This window comes from Amycolatopsis echigonensis (assembly GCF_002846615.1).
GTDB lineage: Bacteria > Actinomycetota > Actinomycetes > Mycobacteriales > Pseudonocardiaceae > Amycolatopsis > Amycolatopsis echigonensis.
Genome location: NZ_PJMY01000003.1, coordinates 1745072 through 1767374, shown reverse-complemented (window position 1 = coordinate 1767374; position 22303 = coordinate 1745072). Strand labels below are relative to the sequence as shown.

The following is a 22303-nucleotide window of genomic DNA, read 5'->3' as shown; positions in this document are numbered from 1 at the left end:
GAGATTGCCCGGTCGGGCGGAAGGGTGGATGAGGATGCGGGTCCTGGTCACAGGCGGTGCCGGGTTCATCGGTTCGCACTACGTGCGGCAGGTGCTGTCGGGGGCGTATCCGACACTGGCCGGCGCCGAGGTCGTGGTGCTCGACAAGCTCACCTACGCGGGCAACGAGGCGAACCTCGCCCCGGTCGCCGACAGCCCCCGGCTGCGCTTCGTGCGCGGCGACATCTGCGACACCGCGCAGGTCACCGATCTGATGCGCGGCATCGACCTGGTCGTTCACTTCGCCGCGGAGTCCCATGTGGACCGCTCGATCCTCGGTTCGGCGGACTTCGTGCTCACCAACGTGCTCGGCACGCAGACGTTGCTGCAGGCCGCGCTGGAGGCGGGGGTCGGGAAGTTCGTGCACGTCTCGACGGACGAGGTGTACGGGTCCATCCAGGACGGTTCGTGGTCGGAAGACCACGTGCTGGAGCCGAATTCGCCGTACTCGGCCTCGAAGGCGTCGTCGGATCTGATCGCCCGCTCGTACTTCCGGACGCACGGGCTGCCGGTGTGCGTCACGCGGTGCTCGAACAACTACGGCCCGTACCAGTTCCCGGAAAAGGTCATCCCGGTCTTCGTGACAAACCTGCTGGACGGCAAGAAGGTCCCGCTCTACGGCGACGGCCTGAACGTCCGGGACTGGCTGCACGTGGACGACCACTGCTACGGAATCCAGCTGGTCGCAGACGGCGGTCGTCCCGGCGAGATCTACAACATCGGCGGCGGCACCGAGCTGACCAACCGGGAACTGACCGAACGCCTGCTCGCGGCGGTCGGCGTCGGCTGGGAAATGGTCGAACCGGTGGCCGACCGCAAGGGCCACGACCGGCGGTACTCGGTCGACATCGCGAAGATCAGCGGCGAACTCGGTTACGCTCCGCGGGTGTCGTTCGAGGACGGTCTGGCGGAGACGGTGCGCTGGTATGCCGACCACCGCGCGTGGTGGGAGCCGCTGAAGGCCCGCGCCGCGCTCGGCACGTCCTGAAACCCTTTCGCAGTAGGAGGTACGCCGGTGCGGCTGGCAGTGCTCGTGCCCGGCGGTTCCGGTCAGCTGGGCCGGGACCTGGTGAATACCGCGGGCCCGGAAACGGAGGTGCTCGCGCCTTCGTCGGCGGAGCTGGACGTGACGGCGGCTGGTCAGGTGATCAGCGCGGTCAGCGAACTGGCCGAGCGAGCGCGCGCCGCCGAGGCGGTGCCGGTGGTGATCAATGCCGCCGCGTATACGGCGGTTGATGCCGCGGAGTCGGACGAAGCCCGGGCGTTCGCAGTGAATGTCGACGGGCCCCGAGTGCTGGCTGCGGCTTGTACTTCGCGGCGGGTGCCGCTGATTCATATCTCGACGGATTATGTCTTTCCCGGGGACGCGGACCGGCCGTACGAGGTGGATGACGCGCTCGGTCCGAAGAATGCTTACGGGCGAACCAAGGCGGCAGGGGAGGATGCCGTACTCGGGTCCGGGGCGTCGGCCTGGGTGGTGCGGACCAGCTGGGTGTATGGAAAGAGCGGGGCCAATTTCGTAGAGACCATCCGGCGGCTGGAGTCCGAGCGGGACCAGTTGTCGGTAGTGGACGATCAGGTAGGAGCACCTACTTGGTCGGCCGATTTGGCCGGTGGTCTCTGGGAGTTGGCCGAGGCCATCGCGGACGGGCGAGGCCCTGCGGGGAAGATCCTGCACTGCACTGGAGGTGGAGAGACCTCCTGGTACGGATTCGCGAAGGCGATCTTTGAAGAGATCGGCGCGGATCCAGCGCGCGTAAAGCCCTGCACGACCGAAGAATTCCCCCGTCCAGCCCCCCGCCCCGCCTACTCTCTGCTCTCCAACGCTTCCTGGCGAGACGCCGGACTAACTCCCCTAAGGGATTGGCGCGCGGCCTTAAACGCATACATCCACGCATAAGAGGAGAAAGCCCCAGCCCCCTCCCTGCACCCCGATACGAAGCCTCCCTGCGGTCGGTGGGTGCTTGTCAAGGTACTCTTTCCAGCCTTGACAAGCACCCACCGACCGTCAGCACAATGACGGCTTCGGGGTGCCTTTCTCCGTGGGCTTTTCCGGCTTCGCCGGGCTTTTGCCATTGGGGGACCCCACCCCGATTTTTTGATTGTCACTACGGTCTGAGGTGCTTGTCAAGGCGGGAAAGATGCCTTGACAAGCACCTCAGACCGCGTGCTGGGCGGGGATCGGGGTTGCGGGGAGGGGCTGGGTGGTTGCTGCTTTGGGTGGTTTGGTGGCGGTGTGTTTCCGCTTTACGCTTCTGTCGCTTGGCGGTAGGCGTCTAGGGTGCGCAGTGCGGTGTTGTGCCAGGTGAAGCTGGCTGCGTGGGTTCTGCGGGCGGTGGACGTCGCTAGGCCGTGTGGGTCCGTTACCGCTTGGCGTAGGGCTTCTGCCAGGCCGTCTACGTCGTCGTAGGGGACTAGGGTGGCGCAGTCGCCTGCTACTTCGCGGAGGGCCGGGATGTCGGTGCAGACGACTGGGACATCCGAGGCCATTGCTTCCAGGACGGGCAGGCCGAAGCCTTCATCTCTGGAGGGGAGAACCAGGGCGGCGGCACCGGCTACTACGGTGCGAAGGTCCACATCGGACAGATAGCCGGTCTGGCCGGACCTTGGCAGCCGGGGGAATGGTCCGGGGCCAGCGAAAACCAGCGGCGGCAGGTCTGGTGCGGCGGCATGGGCGGCGGCTAGCCAGTCCAGGCCCTTGCGCGGTCCGGCGGCGCCGGCGAACAGGAGGTATTTCTCTGGCAGCCGTAGCTTTGCCCGCACGCCATCGTCCGGCGGTCGGGCGGTGAACCAAGCGGGGTTTACTCCAAGGGGCGTGGCGATGATCTTGGAGCGATCGACATCCAGCTTCTCCGCGACAGCATCCGCGACAGCCTCAGTGGGCGTGCAGATGACGTTCGCTCGACGTGCACCGCGTCGGACCAGCTCGGGCAGGGTTCGGTCGGAGTGGGCCAGCTCTTGCGGGGCGTCGATGAAGGCCAGATCGTGAATGGTCAGGACTCCGGCGGCACGAAGGCGCCCGGGGAGGACGAAGTTCGTGCCGTGCACGACATCGGTTGGTCCGGCGAACAGTTCCACCGGGGGCAGCTGAGTGTGCAGCCAGGTCGCCCGGAGGAGCCTCGCGGAGACCGGCATGCCTCGAGCTTGCACGCCATGTGGCAGGACATGCCGCAGCTTTCGCCATCCCCGCAAAGTGAACGCGACCGCGCGAAGGTCCACTTCGGACAGTGAAGCCAGCTCTTCGCTCAACGCGGCGGTATACCGGCCAATCCCCGTCCGGGAACCGAGCAGAGGGGTGCCGTCCAGCAGGACGCGCAGCGGACGATCAGCCACGGCGCAACCGCTCCCGCGCGACCTTCGTGACCCGGCCCGCTGCTCGCCTCGCCAGTTCGCCGGGGCCGCCAGCGGCGAGATATTCCCGCACCAGAGCCAGATCGCGCCGTACCATCGCGGTGCCGCGTACCGGGTCGCTGACGGTGAGGTCGGCGCCGCCGGGCAACCGGTCCGCGGCGGGACGCGGGTTGCGGCAGAACTCCACCAGCGGTTTCAATGCCTCCGGCCACGCGTACCGCTGCGCGACCACCCGGATCCGTTCGACACAGGCGTCGGCGAATTCCCTGTCGTACAACGACTTTTCCAGTGCGTCCGCCAACGCGACGGCGTCTTCGGCGGGGACTACGACGCCGAGATTCTCCGCACGGACAAGGTCAGCGAACGCGTCACCGTCCGTCGTGACAATGGGCAAACCGGCCCAGAGGTAATCCAGAACGCGAGTGCGGAAAGCGAAAGTCGTCTCGACGTGTTCGTAATGCGTGGTGACCCCGCAGTCGGCGTCGAGAAGCCAGTTCTGCCGCTCCGAATACGGGACCCACTGCTCGTTGAAGAAAACGTGCTTGTCCGTAAGCCCCAGTGAATCCGCGAGCCGCACGGTCCGCGCGCCGATGTCCATCTCGGCGACCTCGGGGTTCGGGTGCTTCATGCCGAGGAACACGAGACGGGCGTCGTCGCGCCGCTGACGGAGCAGGTCGAAGGCGCGGATCAGGGTCAGCGGGTCGAACCAGCTGTAGACACCGCCTGCCCACAGGACGACCCGGTCCGATTCGCCGATGCCCAGAGCGGAACGCAGACCGGGGCCGGTGCGCGTCGGGGCTTGGGGGGAGAGACCGAACGGGACGACGGCGAGCAGCGACTGGGTGGTCGGGTCCGCGTCGTAAAGCCGCGGCGACAGCCTGCCGAGTGCGGCGAGGTGGCCCAGCCAGAAGTGTCGCTGGCGTTCCGAGGCGCAGAGGAAGAAGTCGGCCCGTTCGAGCTGGGCGTCCAGGACGCGGGTGACGCCCGCCAGGTCGAGCGCGCGCCGGTCGTCAGGAGCGTCCTTGCCCTGCTCCAGCAGTTCCAGGTGCATCGGGTCGTAGACGTCGGCGACCACGATCTTGTGCTCGTGCTGCTTCTTCAGCGACGGCGCCAGCTCCAGCACGTGCCCTTGCAGGATCACGACGTCCGCCCATTCGATCGGGCCGTCGAGGTCGCGGTGTTTGCCCGAGCTGACCTGGAAGGCCGCGGGCGGAGGCGAGACCAGCGGGTTGGTGGTCATCAGGTGCACGTCGTGCTCGGCCGAGAGCGTCGAGGCGATGTTCCACGCCCGGATCGCCGGGCCGGCCATCCGCTCAGTGATCGAATCGCCGGTCAGCACGAGGATCTTGCGCCGCTGGCCGAACACGTCCTTGATCCCGAACGCTTCGACGAGGATTTCGTGCGCGCGCAGGTAATCCGGCAGCGGATAAGCGGGCTCAAGTGCCTTGCGCAGCAAGGGAAGCAAGTCAGCATCGGTCCGCACGCGCGCGGCTTGCTCGACTGCGCGGGACTCGGCCAGCGAAGGCATCATCTCGACGAATCGGTCCACCGCGAGCACCCCGGCGAGCGTGGTGCGCGGGACCGAAACGTCCGAGGTGTCGACCGGGCCGACGCCCTTTTCCAAATCCAGCTGATCCGGATCGATGCCGCCGCGCGCGGTCGCCCGGCGGACGGCCAGCGCGAGCGCCGCGGGGAGTGCGCGGGCCAGGGATTCGTCCGAGAGGTTTTTGTACAGCGCGGCCAGCGCGTTGCGTTCCAGCAGGAACGTCTCGCGGCCGGTGTCCGGCGCGTCGACGGCGGCCATCGTGCCGTGGTGGCGGTGGTAGGTGAGCGATTCCGGCACGTAGCGGACGCGCCAGCCGCGCAGGTTGAGCCGCCAGCCGAGGTCGACGTCCTCGTAGAACATGAAGAAGCGCTCGTCGAAGCCGCCGAGTTCGGCGAACACCGACGCGCGCACGAACAGCGCCGAGCCGGTGCCGAAGAGAACGTCCTTGGCGACGTCGTGCTCGGCCTCCGGCACCTCCGCGAGCGGGCTGCCCGCGTGGCGTTTGTAGCCCATGCCGAACCAGGTCAGACCCGCGTCCACGAAGTCGGTGCCGGTGCCGTCCCAGTCGAGGACCTTGCTCGCCACCGCGGCGACGGTCGGCTGCGCGCGCAGTTCGGCGACAGCCGCGGAGACCCATGCCGGAGCGGGGCGGGCGTCGTTGTTGAGGAAGCCGAGGACGGTGCCGTTCGCGTGCCGCGCGCCGAGGTTGCAGCCGCCGGCGAACCCGGTGTTGACCGGCGACTCGATGAGCTGGACGTCCGGCACCGCGGCGCGGATGCGGGCCGCGTCGTCGCCGCCGGAAGCGTTGTCGACGCAGATCAGCTCGACATTCGCGTAGTCCAGATCAGTTCGCAGCGCCCGCAGGCAGGTGATGGTGTCGTCGGCGCCGCGGTAATTCACCACGATCACCGAGACGAGCGGTTGCGGGTCCCCCACTGCCAAGACGAGCTCCTCCGTCGAATTTCCGCCCAGCTTAAAGGCCAGCCCAGGCATCCCAGATCGCGCCTCGGCCCAGCGCCGAGATCCGGCTTACGCGACCGCGTTCGCGCAGCGTGCGGGGCAGCCGGAGAATGATCTCCGCCAGTACCCGCGCCCGCAGCGCCGGGTCGAAGTTCGCCGCGTCCGGACGGTGCCGGCGCAGCGGAAGCAAAGCGGTGATCGCGGCGAAGCGGGCAAGCTCGCGGAGGGCGACTTTCGCGGGCGCGCAGCGCAGCAGCATGAGCAGGCGGTTGCGTTCGTTCCAGCGGTGAAACAGCGGTGAACCGGGGTTCGTGCTGGCCCCGTGCAGGTGCTGGACGCGTGCCTTCGGCGCGGCGACGACGTGCCAGCCAGCCAGCCGCAGCCGCCACGCGGTGTCGGTGTCCTCGTAGTAACAGAAGAAGCTCGCCGGGACCCCACCGACCGCGCGCACGGCGTCGGTGCGCAGCAGGACGGCCCCGCCGCAGAAGCCGAACACCTCGTCGCTGGGTTCGGTGAGGTCGGCGCCGTGGCCGTCGCCGGTGAGCCGGACGCCGGTGGACTGGGTAGTGCCGTCAGGCAGTTCGAGCCGGGACGTGACAGCGGCGGCGAGCGGCTGGCTGTCGAGGGTGTCTTCGAGGTTGGCGAGCCAGTCCGGTTCGGGGACGGCGTCGTCGTTGAGCCAGGCGACACGCGCGGTATCGATCCGGTCCAGCGCGTGAGCCATCGCACCGGCGTATCCGGTGTTGCGGCGCAGCCGGAGGACCTCCGGACGGCTGGGATGCGCGGCGAGAATCGTTGCGGTGCCGTCGGTTGAGGCGTTGTCCACCACGAGTGTCCGATGTGGACGGTCCTGGGCGGCGAGCGCGTCGAGGCACGCGGCGACGTGGTCTGCCCCACGCCAGGTCACCACGACGACGGTGGTGCCGGACTCCGCGCTGGTCACCTGGGAGAGAATAGCGGCGTGCCCGAACTGGTCGTGATCGCCGAGCAGCTGCTCGCCCCCGTTCCGGGTGGCACCGGCCGGTACACCGCCGAACTGCTGCCCGCGCTCGCCCGCACCGCGCCGCCCGGCTGGACCGTGTCCAGCGTGGTCGCGCGGCACGCGGACGTCTCCGCGGCCAGGATCGAGGGGGTCGAGGGGCCACGCGTGCTGCCGCTGCCGCCGAGGGCGCTGGTCGCGCTGTGGCAGCTGGGCCTGCGCTGGTGGCCGGGCGGTGACGCAGTGCACGCGCCGACCCCGTTCGCGCCGCCCCGTGCCCCGGCTGGGCGAACCCTGACCGTCACGGTGCATGACACGGTGCCGTGGACGCATCCGGAGACCTTGACCGCACGCGGCGTCAGCTGGCACCGGTCGATGATCGCGCGGGCCGCGCGGCGATCGTCCGGGCTGATCGTGCCGACCCGCGCGGTCGCCGACGAGCTCGCGGTGCTGCTGGACCTGCACGTTCCGGTGCGCGTCGTGCCGCACGGGGTGACCGTGCCGGAGGGGTCGGCGAAGCTCGACCTGCCGTCGCGGTACGTGCTGGCGGTCGGCACGATCGAACCGCGCAAGGGCATGGATGTGCTGGTCGACGCGGTGGCGCAGCTCGACGGCACGGACGAGGTCGGCGACGTCGGCCTGGTCCTCGCTGGCCAGCCCGGCTGGGGCGGGATCGACCCGGTCCGGCTGGCGGCCGACCGCGGCCTGAAATCGGTGCGCGTCCTGGGGAAGGTGACCGACGCGCAGCTGGCGACCGCGATGCGCGGCGCGAACGTGCTGGCGATGCCGAGCCTCGCCGAGGGCTTCGGGCTGCCGCTGCTGGAAGCGATGGCGATCGGGGTGCCGGTGGTGCACACGGACGTCCCGGCGCTGGTGGAGGTCTCCGGCGGGGCGGGGCTGGTGGTGCCGCGAGGCGACGCGGACGCGCTGGCCCGGGCGCTGAAAGAGGTGCTGCTGTCGCCGGACAAGGCGGCGGAGCTGTCGAAGCTGGGGCGCGAGCGGGCGCGGACGTTCACCTGGCGCGCCGCGGCTGAGGCGGTGTGGGCGGCGCATCGGCGGTCGAGCTGACGGCGGGCTGGTGGTCTGTTCGATAGCCGGGTCTGGGTGGCCCAGGCTGGTGGTTGAGGTGGCAGCGGGTCGGCGGCCGGGTGGGCTGGGCAGTGGGGTCGGGCTGGCCGCGGACTCGTAGTTGGGTCGTCGGGTGACGGCTGCGAGAGGTCGACGGGCGGGGTCGGCCGCGATCGATATGACACGGTCGGGTGAACCCAGACGGGTGAGCGCAGGTGGGCGAGGGTGGCGGCGCCCGGAGTCGGCGGCAGTTTGCCGGTTCCTGACCTGTGCGGTGGGTGATCGCCGTACGCTGCACTCGTGACCGGTGATCCCCGTGTGCTGATCGACGCGACCGCGGTGCCCGCGGATCGGGGCGGGGTCGGCCGTTACGTGGACTCGCTCGTCGGCGCGCTCGACCAGGACGGGGCCCGGCTGACGGTGGTCTGCCAGCCGCGCGACCTGCCGTTGTACGACCAGCTCGCGCCCGGGTCCCGGATCGTCGCCGCGTCGCCCGCGACCTCGACGCGCACCGCTCGGCTGACCTGGGAACAAGCCACTCTGCCCCGGCTCGTGCGCCGGCTCGCCGCCGACGTCGTGCACTCGCCGCACTACACGATGCCGCTCGGCAGCGGGGCCGCTTCGGTGGTCACGCTGCACGACGCGACGTTCTTCACCGACGCGGTCCTGCACTCGTCGGTGAAGGCCCGGTTCTTCCGCGCCTGGACCACCACCGCGCTGCGCCGGGCGACACTCTGCGTAGTTCCCAGTCACGCGACAGCGGTGGAGCTGGCGCGGGTGAGCCCGGTGCGGCGGGCGGAGTTGGAGATCATCCACCACGGCGTCGACAGCGAACGATTCCATCCGCCGTCCCCGGAGGAGATCGCGGCGGCGCGGAAGGCGGTCGGGCTCGGCTCGACGCCGTACATTGCCTTCCTCGGGGCTCTCGAACCGCGGAAAAACGTGCCCGCGCTGATCCGCGGTTACGCGCGCGCGGTCGCCGGGCAGCGGGACGCCCCGGCGCTCGTGCTCGCCGGTCAGCCTGGTTGGGACACTCAGGTCGAGCGCGCGCTGGACGCGGTGCCGCACCGGCTTCGCGTGATCCGCGCGGGGTATCTGCCGTTCGGCACGCTCGCCGGATTCCTTGGCGGCGCGGAACTTGTGGCGTACCCGAGCCTTGGCGAAGGCTTCGGGCTGCCGGTTCTCGAAGCGATGGCCTGCGGTGCAGCGGTACTGACCACGCGCCGCCTTTCGCTGCCGGAGGTCGGCGGCGACGCGGTGGCGTACTGCGGCGTCGGTGCGGGCGATGTCGCCGCGGCCTTGACGGAATTGCTGGCCGATCCGTCGCGTCGCTCAGTGCTCGCTTCCGCGGCGCAGCGGCGCGCCAAGGAATTCTCGTGGGCGACCACGGCGGATCGGCACCGCGAGGCTTACGGAAAAGCCTGGCACCAGCATTTGCGCAATCGTTAACGCAGGCGGTAAAGGGCTTCCGCGTTCGCGTGCGCGATCTTTTCCCGATCTTCCTCGTCGGGCAATTGCTCGAGGAATTCCGCGATAGCCGTGCCCTGGACTCGATGGAACGGGTAATCACCGGAAAGCAGGATCCGGTCGGCGGTCGTGTATTCGAGAGCGTTGCGCAGCATTCGGGGGACGAGCATTCCGCTGGTTGCCAGGTGGATATTGGTGCGGAAATACTCGGAGACGCGACGCTCGAGATGCGTGGCCGTGTACGACAGGCTGTCGATGCGGTCCAGTGCGAAGAGAACAACTTCGCCCCAGTGGCCGAGGACGACCTGCAGTTCCGGGTGGCGGTCGAACGTTCCGCGCAGGATCAGCCGGATGACGGCGAGCCCGGCCTCGTAGTGCCAGCCGAGGCCGTACGTGGCCAGGCCGAGGTCGAGCTCCGGGCCGAATCCGCGGTAGGAGGCCTGGCGGACTGACTCCACGGGGATCTGCGGGTGGACGAACACCGGCCGCCCGAGCGCGGCCGCCGCGCCGAGCAGTTCGTCGTACGCCGGATCGTCGAGGGGGCGATCGCCGCTGCGCCCGTACGACATGATCCCGACGTGCGCCGGATCCTTCGCGGTGCGCTGCAGTTCGGCGAGCGCCGCGTCCGGATCGGACATCGGCAGCGTCGTCATGGCGCGGAAGCGTTCGGGATGCTTCGCGACGGCCTCGCTGACAAGGTCGTTCGCCTCGCGGCTCAGCTCGATGCCTTGCGGGGCCGGGCATCCGTGCGTTCCCGGCGGCGCGATCGAGAGGATCTGGACGTCGATGCCCGCCTCGTCCATCCACGCGACGCGCTGGTCGCCGATGTCGAGCAGCCGCTCGGGGAGATCGCCCCGGTCGTTGTGGGCGATGCTCGGATCGCCGGATTCGGTGCGCAGCATCCGGTCGATGCCGGGGGTGGTCCAGTGCTCCTCGATGGCGACGGTTTTCATCGGCCCCCTCTTTACGCTGGTGGTTTTGAGGCTACCAGTTTTCCGTTAACTGGCCTTGGGTGTTGCGCGACGTGGTGGGCGATAACGACCGCGACTCCGCTCGCGACGAAGAATGCGGTGACCGCCGGATTCATGGATTTAGTCAAACTCGGCGCTCTTTCCGGACTTAACGCCCAAAGCGCGAGCACTCCGAGATAGACCGCGGTCAGTCCGCCCGGCTACCAGCGCAGCGCGCGCGGCTGGGAATTGCGCAGGCTTCCTTCGCGGGTTCGGGTTCAGCGGTCGCAGCGAGCTTCGGCGACCGTCTTCAGGTCGGCGCGGACGACGACTCCGCCGCGCGCCGGGGCGACGGTCCAGACGTGCGTTCCCCGGTCGATCCGCAGGCCCTGGCCGATCGCCGGACCGGACCACCGGATGCACCGGCCGGGCTTGACCTGGTGGACGGTCGCCGTGATGACGAGCGTGGTGGCCGGGGTCGAGGCGCTTCATGCTCGTGACCGGCCTCTCGATCCGGGACTGCTGATCGACGACGAACTGGCGGAGCTGAAGGCGTGATTACTGTGGGTGACCGGTCTGGTGGGCCGACGTAGCCGTCCGTGAGCGGTGGACAATGGCGCGGTGACTGAGCAGCGCACGTATGGTGACCGCGTCGGCGTCGTGACCGTGACCTACTTCCCGGGCGAAACGCTCGAGAAGTTCCTCGACACGCTCGACAAGGCGACTGATCGCGACGTGCACGTCGTCGTCGCGGACAACGCGTCCACCGACGGCGCGCCGGAGAAGGCCGCCGAACGCGAGAACGTGACGCTCGTCAGCATCGGCGAGAACGTCGGCTACGGAACGGCCGCCAACCGCGGCGTCGCGGCGCTCGACGACAGCTACGGCTGGGTCGTCGTGGTCAACCCGGACCTCGAATGGGAGCCCGGCTCGCTCGACGCGCTGCTCGAGGTCGCCGAGCGCTGGCCGCGCGGGGCCGCGTTCGGTCCGCTGATCCACGACCTCGACGGGACCGTCTACCCGTCCGCGCGGCTGCTGCCGTCGTTCGGACGCGGGATCGGACACGCCGTGTTCGGCAAGATCTGGCCGAGCAACCCGTGGACCCGCGAATACCGCCAGGAAAACGCCGCGCCCACCGAACGCACTTCCGGCTGGTTGTCCGGCTCCTGCCAGCTCTTCCGGCGCGAGGCTTTCGACTCCGTCGGCGGCTTCGACACGCGTTACTTCATGTACTTCGAGGACGTCGACCTCGGCGACCGGCTCGCGAAGGCGGGCTGGCAGAACGTCTACGCGCCGTCGGCGAGCGTGATGCACATCGGCGGCCACTCGACGGCGCGCGCGTCGGCGAAGATGCTGCGCGCCCACCACGCGAGCGCCTACCGCTACCTCGCCGACCGGCACCAGGGGCTGCTCTGGAAGCCGGTGCTGGCGGCGGTGAAGCTCGGGCTGGCGCTGCGGGTGAAGCTGGAGACGCGCAAGGGCTGAGCGAGGTCCGCGGAGGACATCCGGGCAACCGGCGTGCCCCGCGGATCGCCCGGATGCTCAGCCGCCGCACCACTTTGCGGTCGTAAAGATCTCTCGCGCCCGAACGCGGGAGATCACAGCCCGTCGAGCCGCCGGGACAGGCTGGACCGTCCGCTGGTCTGCTTGATCGTCGGGACCAGGCCGGTCATTTCCTCCTCGGCCGGATCCTTCAGCGGGCTCGCCACCGGTTTCGCCTGCGGGCGCGGGACCAGCGGCGTCGTCTGCTGCGGGCCTGCCGGGTTCGGCACCGTCGGCTGCGGAGCCGTGTCCTGCGACGCCGTGTTCTGCGGACCGGGGACCTCGAGCGGCCGCGTCGGCGTCGGCTGGGCCAGCGGATGCGGCGACGGCTGGGTTCGCGTGCCGCTCGCCAGCGGATGGTCGTTCTCTTCGATCAGCGACGCGGGCAGTTGCGTCGTCGTGTCGGGGTCCAGCCCGGAGACCACCGACGCGGAGATCTGCTGGGTGCTGGAGGCATCCATGGGCGACGTCATGTTGTCCGGCGTCACCACGAAGGCGCCGCGGGATCGTGCGCGTGCGAGCAAAGCGTCCGCGCGATCGCGGGGGTCCATTCCCCTCGGCCTCCCGACTGACCCGGGGCCTCTCGGGAAAGGCCCGCCTGTTTCCTGTCTAGGGTAGGCCCTCGGGGCCCGCGCCGCCCACGTTTCCCGCGGCTTGTCGCTCAGCGGTGCGTGATACAAAGGAGATTTCTGTGACGTCCGAGGTCGAGGTCGACGCCGTCGTACTGGTCGGCGGCCAGGGCACGCGGTTGCGCCCGCTGACGCTGTCCGCGCCGAAGCCGATGCTGCCGACGGCGGGCACGCCCTACCTGAGCCATCTGTTCTCCCGCATCCGCGCGGCCGGGATCCGGCACGTGGTGCTCGGCACGTCGTACCGGGCCGAGGTGTTCGAGGAGTACTTCGGCGACGGGTCCGCGCACGGCCTCGAGATCGAGTACGTGGTGGAGGAGGAGCCGCTCGACACCGGCGGCGCCATCCGCAACGTCTACGACCGGCTGCGCGCCGACCACGCGATCGTCTTCAACGGCGACATCCTCTCCGGTGCCGACCTGCACGCCCAGCTGCGCACTCACCTCGACTCCGGCGCGGACGTCACCCTCCACCTCCAGCGCGTCGCCGACCCGAGCCGGTTCGGTTCGGTGCCGACCGACGAGAACGGGCGCGTCACCGCTTTCCTGGAGAAGACGCCGAACCCGCCGACGGATCAGATCAACGCCGGCTGCTACGTCTTCCGCCGACCGGTGATCGAAACCATTCCGGCCGGGCGGCGGGTGTCGGTCGAACGCGAGACGTTCCCCGGGCTCCTCGAGAACGGCGCGCATCTGCAGGGATTTGTCGATTCTTCGTACTGGCTCGACGTCGGCACCCCGGAAGCGTTTGTCCGCGGCAGTGCCGATCTGGTCCGCGGCATCGCGCCGACGTCGGCGCTGGCCGGTCCGACCGGCGATTTTCTGGTGCTGGACGCGGCTTCCGTCTTCACCGGCGCGAAGCTCGCCGGCGGGACGACGATCGGTGCGCGGGCCGTGGTCCGGGAAGGCGCGACGGTGTCCGGCTCGGTCGTATTCGACGACGCGGTGATCGGCCCGGACGCGATTGTGGAGAATTCGGTGCTGGGCCGCGGAGCGCAGGTCGGCGAGGGTGCCGTGCTGCGCGGCGTGGTGCTCGGCGACGGCGCGTCGGTGGGGGCTCGCTGCGAACTGCTCGACGGCGTGCGGATCTGGCCCGGAGTTTCGGTGCCGGACGGCGGCATCCGCTTTTCGAGCGACGCGTGATGGAGTGGCGTCCGGGGTTTCCGGTGGACCTGGCCGAAGTGCTGGGTCCGCTGAGCCGTGGGCGCGGATCGCTGAACTTCCGGCGCGACCGCAGCGTCTGGTGGCTCGCCGCGAACACGCCCGGCGGAAAGGGAACGCTGGCGCTGCTGCACCGGCCGGACGGCGTCGTCGAGGCCGAGGCTTGGGGCGACGGCGCGGATTTCCTGCTCGACGGCGTGCCCGCGCTGCTCGGTGCGGACGATGACGACACGGGCTTCGTCGCGCACCACGACGTGATCGCCGAAGCCCGCCGCACCGCGCCCGGCCTCCGGCTCGGCTCGACCGGGCGGGTGTGGGACGCGCTGGTGCTGGCGATCCTGGAACAGAAGGTGAGCGGCAAGGAGGCGATCCGGTCGTGGGCGGAGCTGTGCAGGTGGTTCGGCACGCGCGCCCCCGGCCCGGGCCCGGACTTCCTGCGGGTGCCGCCCGATCCGGTCGCCATCCGGTCCATTGTGGACTGGAACTGGCACAAGATCGGCGTGGACCTCAAGCGGCGCACGGCTTTGATCGAGGCGGCCCGGGTGGCCCCGCGGCTGGAGGAAGCGGTGCGGCTGCGCGGGGCCGAGGGGCGCGCGTGGCTGCGGACGGTGCGGGGCATCGGCGTGTGGACGGCGGCGGAGGTCGCCCAGCGCGCGTGGGGCGACCCGGACGCGGTCAGCTTCGGCGACTACAACATCCCGGCGGTGGTCGGGCACACGCTGCTCGGCCGGAAGATCGACGACGAGGAAATGGCGCGGGTGCTCGCGCCGTACGCGCCGCAGCGGCAGCGCGCGATCCGGTACCTCGGGGCGGCCGGCGCTCGGCGGCCGCGGTTCGGGCCGCGGATCGAGCTGCGGGATTACCGGGCGATGTGAGTCACTGCGGCGGGTACGGGTTCCGCGGGTACTCGCCCTGCGGCGGGACGCCGGGCTGAGGCGGGTACTGGGCGCCGGGCGGTTGCGGGGCGTTCGGATACTGCGGGCCGGGCGGCGGATAACCGGGGTAGCCCTGGCCGGGCGGCGGGTAGCCGGGCTGGCCGGGGTAGTTCTGCGCGGGATAGCCCGGCTGTTGCGGACCCGGTGGCGGATAGCCCTGCTGAGGCGGGAAGTAGCCCGGCGGCGGGTTCTGTTTCCGCCTGGACGAGGCCTGCACCGCCAGCACGATCGCGACCACCAGGCCAGCGACCAGGAACAAGACGATGAGATGCCAAGGCTGTACGGCCACGATGAAGATCCTCCCCTAGGCGAGGTTCCATCGTAGGCCGCTCAGCGGGGTTCTCGCGACGGAATGGATCAGCCTTGCGGGGGTTGCTGCGGCGGGTACTGCTGCTGACCGGGCTGCTGCGGGTATTGCTGCTGGGCGTATTGCTGCTGGGGGTACTGCCCCTGCGGCGGGTACTGCTGCGGGGCACCCGGCTGCTGCGGGTACTGGCCCTGCGGTGGGTACTGGCTCGGCGGCTGCTGACCGTACGGCGCGCCCGGCGCCTGTCCCGGATACTGCCCCGGCCCGGCCTGCGGTGGCTGCTTGGGCCGCCCCACGGTGAATTTCAGGATCAGGACGATCACCAGCAGCAGGACCAGCGCGCCCGGCAGGACGAGGTTCAGCATGGGTTTCCCCTCGGGTCGGGCACGGACAACACCAGGTGATCGATGCTAATTCCTCGCCGCGGTCAGCGCAGGGCAGCCGCCGCGATCGCCACGCCCTGTTCCGCCGACAAACCCAATCCCCGGATCACCTCGGCGTACGTGGCCGCCGCGGCCTGCGCCCGGGACAGCGTCTCGTCCCCGGTCGCACCGACGAAAGTGCCCGCTCTGCCTCGGGTTTCCAGCAGACCGGCTTCCTCGAGTTCGCGGTACGCACGCGCGACCGTGTTCGGTGCGATGCCCAGTTCCGCGGCCAGCCCGCGCACCGTCGGGAGTTTCGTGCCGACGGCGAGGGTGCCGTCGTTGATCTGGTTGGCCAGCGAGGTCCGGACCTGTTCGAACGGCGGAACGGACGACGCCGGGTCGTAGCTGATGCTCATCGTTGCCGCCGTTTCTTCCGGATGCTCACCACAATGCCTAGCGCGAGCAGCGCGAACGCCACCGCGAAGCCGATCAGCACCACCCATCCGCTGATGGCGACGCCGGTGTCGCCCGGGTGCAGGTGCGGGCGCGCCAGAGTCATGCGCCCAGGTTAACGGGCGGCCGCGATCAGTTCGGCCAGATCTTCCGAACCCGCGGGCAGCGCGTCCACCGGCCACCAGCGCAGGTCGTCGGATTCGTCGCTGCGCACCGGCTCCGCGCCGGGCGGCGCGTGCACCGCGTACCGGACGTCGAAATGCCGCGTCGGGACGCCGAGCGAGCAGGTGATCGGGTGGACGTCCAGGTGCACCGGCGTTTCGCCGATCACGAGGCCGCTCATGCCGGACTCCTCGGTCGCCTCGCGCAGCGCGGCTTCGGCCAGCGACGCGTCGGACGGTTCGCAGTGCCCGCCGAGCTGCAGCCAGCGGCCGACGCGCGGGTGCAGGGTCAGCAGGACCTGTGTGCCGGTCGAGTCGAGGACCACGGCGGACGCGGTCAGGTGCCCGGCCTCGCACGAGCGCTGGCAAGTGTCCGGACGCGACGCCAGGAAGCCGAGAAACGCTTGCCGCAGCGACTCTTGCGCCGGGGCTTCCGGCTTCCACTCGGTCAGCGCGGCGACGGCGGATTCGTGCAGGGTCATCGTTCGATCAGCCAATCGCCGGTGGAGAGCGGTCCGCGCGGGGGAGCGGGCTCGGCCGGGTGCCCGATCGCGACCGCGCCGAGCGGATGCCATTGGTCGTCCAGGTCCAAAGTGGACCGGACCAGGTCGGCGGCGAAGATGGTCGAGCCGATCCAGCACGAGCCGAGGTCTTCGGCGGCCAGCGCGACCAGCAGGCCCTGCACGGCGGCTCCGGCGGCGACGGTGAACATGGTGCGCTCGTGCCGGTTTCGCCGGTCGTCGCGGTAGGTGTGCGCGCCTTCGGGCAGCAGGAACGGGATCACCAGTTCCGGCGCTCGATAAAGAATGTCGCCGCGGGACAGGCGTTTCGCGATCTGCTCGGGGGTGAAACCGTCGCTGGTGAGGTCGGCTTCCCAGGAGGCGCGCATCGCGTCGAGGAGCTTGCGGCGCAGGCCTTCGTCGCGCAGCCAGATGAACCGCACGGGGTGCGTGTGGTGCGGCGCGGGCGCGGTGAGCGCGGAGGCGACGGCGCGGCGCACTGCCTCGGGATCCACCGGCTCGTCGCTGAACTGCCGCACGGAACGCCGGTGCGGCACGGCTTCCCGGCGGCCTTGCGCGATGGATTCGTTGGTGCCCAGCCGGAAGAGATCTTCGTCGACCGGGCGGATCAGGTCGCGGGCGGTGGAGCCGTTGTCGTGGATCTGCAGGCCGCGCACGACCGCGACCGGCAGTCCGCCGAGCTTGCCCTTGACCAGGTCCGCGGCGGCGGCGATCTCGTCGGCGATCGCGATTTCCGTAACCGCAAGCTCATTGCCCTGCGAATCGATCTGTCCGGCGTACCCGTGCAGCACACGCAGGCCGGACGCGCCGATCGCGGCGTCCGTCTGGCCGACCCGCCAGGCCCGGCCCATGGTGTCGGTGACGACCACGGCCACCTCGACGCCCAGCCGCTCCCGCAAACCGTTGCGCAGAGCCAAAGCGGACGCGTCCGGGTCCGCGGGAAGCAACGCCACCTCGTCGCCGCGCACGTTCGACGCGTCGATCCCGGCCGCCGCTTGGACGATGCCCAGCTGGTTTTCGGTGATCAGCGTGCGCGCGATCCGGGCGACCACCCGCACCGATTCTTCCTCGATCAGCTTGCGCCGGGCCGCGTCGCGCTCCTCGGGATCGCTCGGGACGCGCACCAGCCGACCCTCGATCTTCGAGAAAACCTTGCTGGTCACCACGACCACGTCGCCGGAACGCAGCCACGGCGCGGCGGACACGATCGCGCCGGTCAGATCGTCCCCGGGGCGGAACTCCGGCAGCCCGGGGACGGGCAGGATCTCGATCTTCTGGGAAGCGTGATCAGCCAAGGGAGACTCCAGCCACGTCGAACGCCGCGCGGACCATGTCCGCAGTCGCGTCCACATCGGACATCAGCAGCGGCACCGCGCGCACGTCCACGCCGGGCACCGTGACCTCGTGATCCTCCGGCGCGACGAGCCAGCCGTCGAGCACGCCGCCCTCCGAACGCGCGCCGTAATGGCGGCCGACCGCCTCCGCCGAGGTCTCCACCCCGATCGCGGTAAGGCACGCGTCGGCCATGCCGCGCAACGCTTTCCCGCCGATGATCGGCGATACCCCGACGACCTTCGCGCGGGACTTCCGCAGCGCGTCGCGCACCCCGGGCACCCCGAGCGTCGTGCCGACCGACACCACCGGGTTCGACGGCGCGAGCAGCACGACGTCCGCCTGAGCCAGCGCGTCGAGCACGCCCGGGCCGGGCTTCGCCTCATCGTTGCCGACGGCGACGATCGAATGCGCGGGCAAGCCGGCTCGGTAGCGCACCCACCATTCCTGGAAGTGCACGGCCTTCCGCTGCTCCGGGTTCTCCGGGTCGTCGATCACGACGTGCGTCTCGACCCGGTCGTCCGACATCGGCAGCAGCCGTACACCGGGCTGCCAGCGGTCGCACAGCGCCTCGGTGACCGCGGACAGCGGATACCCCGCGCGCAGCATCCGCGACCGGATCAGGTGCGTCGCGATGTCCTTGTCGCCGAGCCCGAACCAGGTCGGCTCCGCGCCGTAGGCGGCGAGTTCCTCCTTGACCGTCCAAGTCTCGCCCGCGTGGCCCCAGCCGCGTTCGGTGTCGATGCCGCCGCCGAGGGTGTACATGCAGGTGTCGAGATCCGGGCAGATCCGCAGGCCGTGCATCCACACGTCGTCGCCGGTGTTCACCAGCGCGGTGATCTCGTGCGGTGACTCCCCCGCGCCGATCGCGGGCAGTCCGAGCGCGGTCTTGACCCCGAGCAGGAAGCGGGCGCCGCCCACTCCGCCAACCAGTACGACGATCTTCACGACTGGCGATCCTCGCACGTCCGCGGCGCCGGGCCCCAGTACCGGTACCTGTGGTGCTCCGAACAGCCCAGCGCGGAATACAACGCCAGCGCGCCGGTGTTGCCCACCGCCACCTGCAGGACCCACTTCTCCGCGCCGTGCGCGCGGCCCCAGTCGGCGAGCGCGTTGAGCACGGTGGTGGCCAGGCCGCGGCGGCGGAACTCCGGGGCGACCGCGAGACGGCCGACGTGCAGCCAGCCGTCCACGATCGCGCCGCGTACCGCGCCCGCCGTGACGCCGTCGGCCAGCACCACGCCGTAACCGACCTTCCCGGTGGTCACGACGTGCCACTGGGCGGTACTCGGCTCGGTGGTGTTCTCGGCCAGCGCCCACCATTCCGGCGTCGCCTGGTCGAGGACCTCGGCGTCCGGCGAAGGCCCGGACTGCAGCGGACCGGTCAGTACCGACACCTGGTGCCCGGCGGCGTGCTCGACCTGCTCGCGCCAGCCCGCCGAGGCCACCTCGCGCTCCAGTTCGCTGTCTTCCAGCACCTGGACCGCGGGCGGAATGCCGTGGGCGTGGGCGAAGTCACATACGGCTTCGAGCGCGTCCGGGACCGGGCGGCCGGGGTCGCCGACGGCGAGTGCGCTGTTGGCGCGCCCGGTGAAGCCGTCCGCCCAGCGCAAAGTCCATTCCCCGAGCGGCTCCTCGACCACCGCCGGCCACGCTTTCGCGCATACGATTTCGAGCTTTTCCCGGGAGTTCACGGTTAGATTGTGACGGAGAGAGCTGTCCCGTTCCGCAGGAGAACCCCATGAGCTACGCGCGCAAGGACGACCGGCACAACGACGAGCTCGTCGACGAGATCGCCGACGGGTTCAAGCGGACTCTCGAGGAGAAACGCGAGGACGGGAAGCCCGCCGGCCCCGCGTTCGCCATTACCGGCGACGCCCGGAACGCGCCGAAACCGCGTCGCCGGGACCGCTGAGCGGCGCGGATCCGCCCCGTTTCCAGGGGTGGGATAAGGGTCGCCTAACCACTACCGGGGGCCAGGGAAGCGCGTAATGTCCGCACCGACCGGCCCAGCAGGAGAAGCCAGGAGTACGCAGTGACCTACGTGATCGCCGAGCCCTGCGTCGACGTCCTCGACAAGGCGTGTATCGACGAGTGCCCCGTGGACTGCATCTACGAGGGCGAGCGGATGTTGTACATCCACCCGGACGAGTGCGTCGACTGCGGCGCCTGCGAGCCGGTCTGCCCGGTCGAGGCCATCTACTACGAGGACGACGTCCCGGACAACTGGTCCGACTACACCAAGGCGAACGTCGACTTCTTCAACGAGCTGGGTTCGCCCGGCGGCGCCTCCAAGGTCGGCAAGACCGCGCACGACCCGGGGTTCATCAAGGCTCTGCCCCCGCAGGGCGAATGACCCGGCTGCCCGACTTCCCCTGGGATTCGCTCGCCGAGGTCAAGGCCCGCGCGCAGGCGCATCCCGGGGGCATCGTCGACCTTTCCGTCGGCACGCCCGTCGATCCGGTGCCGGACTCGATCCGCGCCGCGCTCGCGTCGGTGTCGGAGATCCCCGGCTACCCGACCACGCACGGCACGCCTGAGCTGCGCGAAGCGGCTGTGGCGGCGTTGCGGCGCCGGTACGGGATCACCGGCGTCGAGCCGGACGCGGTGCTGCCCACGATCGGTTCGAAAGAGGCCGTGGCCTGGCTGCCGCGGCTGCTCGGTTTCGGACCGGGCGACGTGGTGGTCATCCCGGAGCTGGCGTACCCGACGTACGAGGTCGGCGCGCTGCTCGCGGGCGCCGAGGTGGTGCGCGCGGACGGGCTGACCCAGCTCGGCCCGCGCCGCCCGGCGATGATCTGGCTGAACTCGCCGTCGAACCCGACCGGCCGCGTGCTCGGTGTCGACCACCTGCGCAAGGTGGTCGAATGGGCGCGCGAGCGCGGCACCGTCGTGGTGTCCGACGAGTGCTACCTGTCGCTCGGCTGGGAGGCGGAACCGCTCTCGGTGCTGCACCCGTCCGTCCACGGTGGACACACCGACGGCCTGCTCGCCGTGCACTCGCTGTCCAAATCGGCGAACCTCGCGAGCTACCGCGCCGGATTCGTGGCCGGCGACCCGAAGCTGGTGAAGACCCTGCTGGAGGTGCGCAAGCACGCCGGCATGATCGTGCCGCGCCCGGTGCAGCAGGCGATGGTCGCGGCGCTGACCGACGACGAAGCCCTTGCCGAGCAACGCGAACGCTACCGCGCGCGGCGGGTTGTACTGCGAAAAGCCTTGCAGGACAACGGGTTCGAGATCACCTACTCCGAGGCGGGGCTGTATCTCTGGGCGACGCGCGGGGAATCCGCGCAGGCCACGGTGGAGTGGCTCGCCGAGCGCGGGATCCTGGTCGCGCCGGGCACGTTCTACGGGCCCGCGGGCAAGGAGCACGTGCGGGTCGCGCTCACCTCGACGGACGAGCGCATCGAGGCGGCCGCGGAGCGGCTGGCGCAGGGCTGACGGTCAGGCGACCGACCACGTGAAGTACCCGGTCGCCGCGACTGTCAGGGCGAGGAAGACCGCCGGGAACGCGATGTTGTGGAACACCTTCGCGCGGACGTGAGCGCCGACTGCTCCGACGAAGAACAGCGTCAGCCCGATCGCCGCGGCCAGCCCCAGCCGGGGCCAGCCGAGCAGCCCGGCCACCAGCCCGGCGACGCCCGCACCCTCCAGGAGCGCCAGGTACGGGATCCATCGCGGACCGACGCCGACCTCGGCGGAGTTCTGCAGCACGAACTGCGCCCGGGCGACCTTGGCGGCGACCTCGAAGGCGTTGATCGCGACGCAGGCGAAGGTGGCTACGAGAAGTCCGATTTCCATCGCGGCTCCTTCCGGTGGTGCTTGTCAGGTCTCACTTCTCTGACAGTGCGCGCACGGGAAAGGTGACCGCGGCTAGTAGTCGCGGCCGGTGAAGCCGCGGTAGACGAACCGGGTCAGCGCCTCGATCGCTTCCTCGTCGGACGGCGGGTTCCAGCCCGCGGGCGGCGGGGTCAGCAGCCACATCTGCGCGAAGTTGTCGATCAGCTGGTACATCATCGCGATGGTGAGCTGGGTGTTCGCCGGGAGCCGCAGGCCAGCCGCGGTGACGTATTCGAGGTGGCTTTCGACGTCCGAGGCCTGAGTGGCGCCGAAGTTGGCGTACGCGGCGGCGAAGTCGTCGTTCACCATCGCTGCCTGGCGCAGCGCGAGCATCGTGGGCGCGTTGGCGCGGTAGAACTCCCAGTACTGCCGCACGTGCCAGCGGACCGCGGCGGGATCGCTGAAATCGGACAGATGGTCCTCGCCCGCGGCCTGCTGGTCGCTGTCCTGCGCCAGGTCGGCCAGCAGGGCGATCAGCAGTTCCTCCTTGCCCGCGAAGTGGTTGTAGAACGACCCCGCGGCGCGGCCCGCTTCCTGCGTGATGTCGGTGATCTTCGTGTTCAGATAGCCCTTGGCCGCGAACACGCGCTTGGCCGCTTCCTTCAGCGCCGCTTCCGTTTCGGCGGCTTTGTCCCGGCGGCTCGTCGCTGTCATCCCGCACCTCCCTTGACGCGAACGCTATCAGCGGGCACTCTGAA

25 protein-coding genes are annotated in these 22303 nt (G+C 70.1%); 10 read left to right on the top strand and 15 right to left on the bottom strand.

The genetic code is table 11. From position 1 onward, the window contains the following. Positions 1 to 34 precede the first annotated feature (34 nt). Both rfbB and rfbD read left to right on the top strand, forming a co-directional pair. Positions 35 to 1027, top strand: a complete 993-nt coding sequence (gene rfbB / locus ATK30_RS12850; RefSeq protein WP_101435803.1) for a dTDP-glucose 4,6-dehydratase — start codon at positions 35 to 37, stop codon at positions 1025 to 1027. A 27-nt stretch (positions 1028 to 1054) separates the two neighbouring features. Continuing rightward, on the top strand, positions 1055 to 1939 hold the full coding sequence (gene rfbD, locus ATK30_RS12845; protein ID WP_101435802.1) for a dTDP-4-dehydrorhamnose reductase: 885 nt from the start codon (positions 1055 to 1057) through the stop codon (positions 1937 to 1939). Between the two features lie 347 nt (positions 1940 to 2286). Here rfbD and ATK30_RS12840 read toward each other — a convergent pair whose 3' ends face one another. Genes ATK30_RS12840 through ATK30_RS12830 form a run of 3 tightly spaced genes read right to left on the bottom strand, consistent with a single transcriptional unit; the run spans position 2287 to position 6839 of the window. Beyond that, positions 2287 to 3372, bottom strand: a complete 1086-nt coding sequence (locus ATK30_RS12840; RefSeq protein ID WP_101435801.1) for a glycosyltransferase family 4 protein — start codon at positions 3370 to 3372, stop codon at positions 2287 to 2289. Beyond that, on the bottom strand, positions 3365 to 5878 hold the full coding sequence (locus ATK30_RS12835) for a glycosyltransferase (protein WP_101435800.1): 2514 nt from the start codon (positions 5876 to 5878) through the stop codon (positions 3365 to 3367). The genes ATK30_RS12840 and ATK30_RS12835 overlap by 8 nt, the downstream gene beginning before the upstream one ends. A gap of 31 nt (positions 5879 to 5909) precedes the next feature. Continuing rightward, positions 5910 to 6839, bottom strand: a complete 930-nt coding sequence (locus ATK30_RS12830; RefSeq protein ID WP_101435799.1) for a glycosyltransferase family 2 protein — start codon at positions 6837 to 6839, stop codon at positions 5910 to 5912. 18 nt (positions 6840 to 6857) lie between these two features. Between ATK30_RS12830 and ATK30_RS12825 the strand changes: the two genes are divergently transcribed. Both ATK30_RS12825 and ATK30_RS12820 read left to right on the top strand, forming a co-directional pair. Then, a complete protein-coding gene (locus ATK30_RS12825) occupies positions 6858 to 7943 on the top strand; it encodes a glycosyltransferase family 4 protein (protein ID WP_101435798.1) in 1086 nt (361 codons plus the stop codon). Between the two features lie 318 nt (positions 7944 to 8261). After that, on the top strand, positions 8262 to 9392 hold the full coding sequence (locus tag ATK30_RS12820; protein ID WP_101435797.1) for a glycosyltransferase family 4 protein: 1131 nt from the start codon (positions 8262 to 8264) through the stop codon (positions 9390 to 9392). Here ATK30_RS12820 and ATK30_RS12815 read toward each other — a convergent pair. After that, positions 9389 to 10363, bottom strand: coding sequence for an amidohydrolase family protein (locus ATK30_RS12815; protein ID WP_101435796.1), 975 nt, complete (start codon positions 10361 to 10363; stop codon positions 9389 to 9391). The genes ATK30_RS12820 and ATK30_RS12815 overlap by 4 nt on opposite strands. Positions 10364 to 10981: 618 nt before the next feature. Between ATK30_RS12815 and ATK30_RS12805 the strand changes: the two genes are divergently transcribed. After that, the gene (locus ATK30_RS12805; RefSeq protein ID WP_183125333.1) at positions 10982 to 11845 is read left to right on the top strand and encodes a glycosyltransferase family 2 protein; all 864 of its coding nucleotides are present in this window, start codon (positions 10982 to 10984) and stop codon (positions 11843 to 11845) included. 113 nt (positions 11846 to 11958) lie between these two features. On the opposite strand, the gene ATK30_RS12800 is transcribed toward ATK30_RS12805, so the two are convergent. Beyond that, a complete protein-coding gene (locus tag ATK30_RS12800) occupies positions 11959 to 12453 on the bottom strand; it encodes a hypothetical protein (protein WP_101435795.1) in 495 nt (164 codons plus the stop codon). 140 nt (positions 12454 to 12593) lie between these two features. Here ATK30_RS12800 and manB point away from each other — a divergent pair, with 140 nt between their 5' ends. Both manB and ATK30_RS12790 read left to right on the top strand, forming a co-directional pair. Continuing rightward, positions 12594 to 13673 carry a mannose-1-phosphate guanylyltransferase gene (gene manB, locus ATK30_RS12795; RefSeq protein WP_101435794.1) on the top strand — a complete coding sequence of 360 codons (1080 nt, stop codon included), beginning with the start codon at positions 12594 to 12596 and terminating at the stop codon, positions 13671 to 13673. After that, positions 13673 to 14566: a DNA-3-methyladenine glycosylase family protein gene (locus ATK30_RS12790; RefSeq protein ID WP_101435793.1), complete on the top strand. Its 894-nt coding sequence runs from the start codon at positions 13673 to 13675 to the stop codon at positions 14564 to 14566. The genes manB and ATK30_RS12790 overlap by 1 nt, the downstream gene beginning before the upstream one ends. Before the next feature lies 1 nt (position 14567). On the opposite strand, the gene ATK30_RS12785 is transcribed toward ATK30_RS12790, so the two are convergent. The 8 genes from ATK30_RS12785 to ATK30_RS12750 form a co-directional block, all read right to left on the bottom strand. After that, on the bottom strand, positions 14568 to 14915 hold the full coding sequence (locus tag ATK30_RS12785; RefSeq protein WP_208637335.1) for a hypothetical protein: 348 nt from the start codon (positions 14913 to 14915) through the stop codon (positions 14568 to 14570). Positions 14916 to 14983: 68 nt separating this feature from the next. After that, on the bottom strand, positions 14984 to 15298 hold the full coding sequence (locus ATK30_RS45595) for a hypothetical protein (RefSeq protein WP_208637334.1): 315 nt from the start codon (positions 15296 to 15298) through the stop codon (positions 14984 to 14986). A gap of 62 nt (positions 15299 to 15360) precedes the next feature. Beyond that, positions 15361 to 15714 carry a GntR family transcriptional regulator gene (locus ATK30_RS12775; protein ID WP_101435792.1) on the bottom strand — a complete coding sequence of 118 codons (354 nt, stop codon included), beginning with the start codon at positions 15712 to 15714 and terminating at the stop codon, positions 15361 to 15363. Beyond that, positions 15711 to 15857, bottom strand: a complete 147-nt coding sequence (locus ATK30_RS12770) for an LPXTG cell wall anchor domain-containing protein (RefSeq protein WP_101435791.1) — start codon at positions 15855 to 15857, stop codon at positions 15711 to 15713. Before ATK30_RS12770 ends, ATK30_RS12775 begins: the two co-directional genes overlap by 4 nt. 9 nt (positions 15858 to 15866) lie before the next feature. After that, positions 15867 to 16394, bottom strand: coding sequence for an NUDIX hydrolase (locus ATK30_RS12765; RefSeq protein ID WP_101435790.1), 528 nt, complete (start codon positions 16392 to 16394; stop codon positions 15867 to 15869). Beyond that, complete coding sequence (locus tag ATK30_RS12760) at positions 16391 to 17785, bottom strand: coenzyme F420-0:L-glutamate ligase (RefSeq protein ID WP_463672405.1); 1395 nt, start codon at positions 17783 to 17785, stop codon at positions 16391 to 16393. The genes ATK30_RS12765 and ATK30_RS12760 overlap by 4 nt, the downstream gene beginning before the upstream one ends. Further along, the gene (gene cofD, locus ATK30_RS12755; RefSeq protein ID WP_101435788.1) at positions 17721 to 18713 is read right to left on the bottom strand and encodes a 2-phospho-L-lactate transferase; all 993 of its coding nucleotides are present in this window, start codon (positions 18711 to 18713) and stop codon (positions 17721 to 17723) included. Before cofD ends, ATK30_RS12760 begins: the two co-directional genes overlap by 65 nt. Then, on the bottom strand, positions 18710 to 19459 hold the full coding sequence (locus ATK30_RS12750) for a GNAT family N-acetyltransferase (RefSeq protein WP_101435787.1): 750 nt from the start codon (positions 19457 to 19459) through the stop codon (positions 18710 to 18712). The genes cofD and ATK30_RS12750 overlap by 4 nt, the downstream gene beginning before the upstream one ends. Positions 19460 to 19506: 47 nt before the next feature. Here ATK30_RS12750 and ATK30_RS45320 point away from each other — a divergent pair, with 47 nt between their 5' ends. From ATK30_RS45320 to dapC, 3 genes are all read left to right on the top strand, one after another. After that, positions 19507 to 19680 (top strand): hypothetical protein, encoded by a 174-nt coding sequence (locus ATK30_RS45320; protein ID WP_167441895.1) that lies wholly within the window; start codon positions 19507 to 19509, stop codon positions 19678 to 19680. Positions 19681 to 19800: 120 nt separating this feature from the next. Then, a complete protein-coding gene (fdxA, locus tag ATK30_RS12745) occupies positions 19801 to 20121 on the top strand; it encodes a ferredoxin (protein ID WP_009072848.1) in 321 nt (106 codons plus the stop codon). After that, complete coding sequence (gene dapC, locus ATK30_RS12740; protein WP_101435786.1) at positions 20118 to 21206, top strand: succinyldiaminopimelate transaminase; 1089 nt, start codon at positions 20118 to 20120, stop codon at positions 21204 to 21206. Before fdxA ends, dapC begins: the two co-directional genes overlap by 4 nt. Positions 21207 to 21209: 3 nt before the next feature. Here dapC and ATK30_RS12735 read toward each other — a convergent pair whose 3' ends face one another. Continuing rightward, complete coding sequence (locus ATK30_RS12735) at positions 21210 to 21566, bottom strand: DoxX family protein (protein WP_101435785.1); 357 nt, start codon at positions 21564 to 21566, stop codon at positions 21210 to 21212. Between the two features lie 72 nt (positions 21567 to 21638). Further along, on the bottom strand, positions 21639 to 22259 hold the full coding sequence (locus ATK30_RS12730; RefSeq protein WP_101435784.1) for a TetR/AcrR family transcriptional regulator: 621 nt from the start codon (positions 22257 to 22259) through the stop codon (positions 21639 to 21641). Positions 22260 to 22303 lie beyond the last annotated feature (44 nt).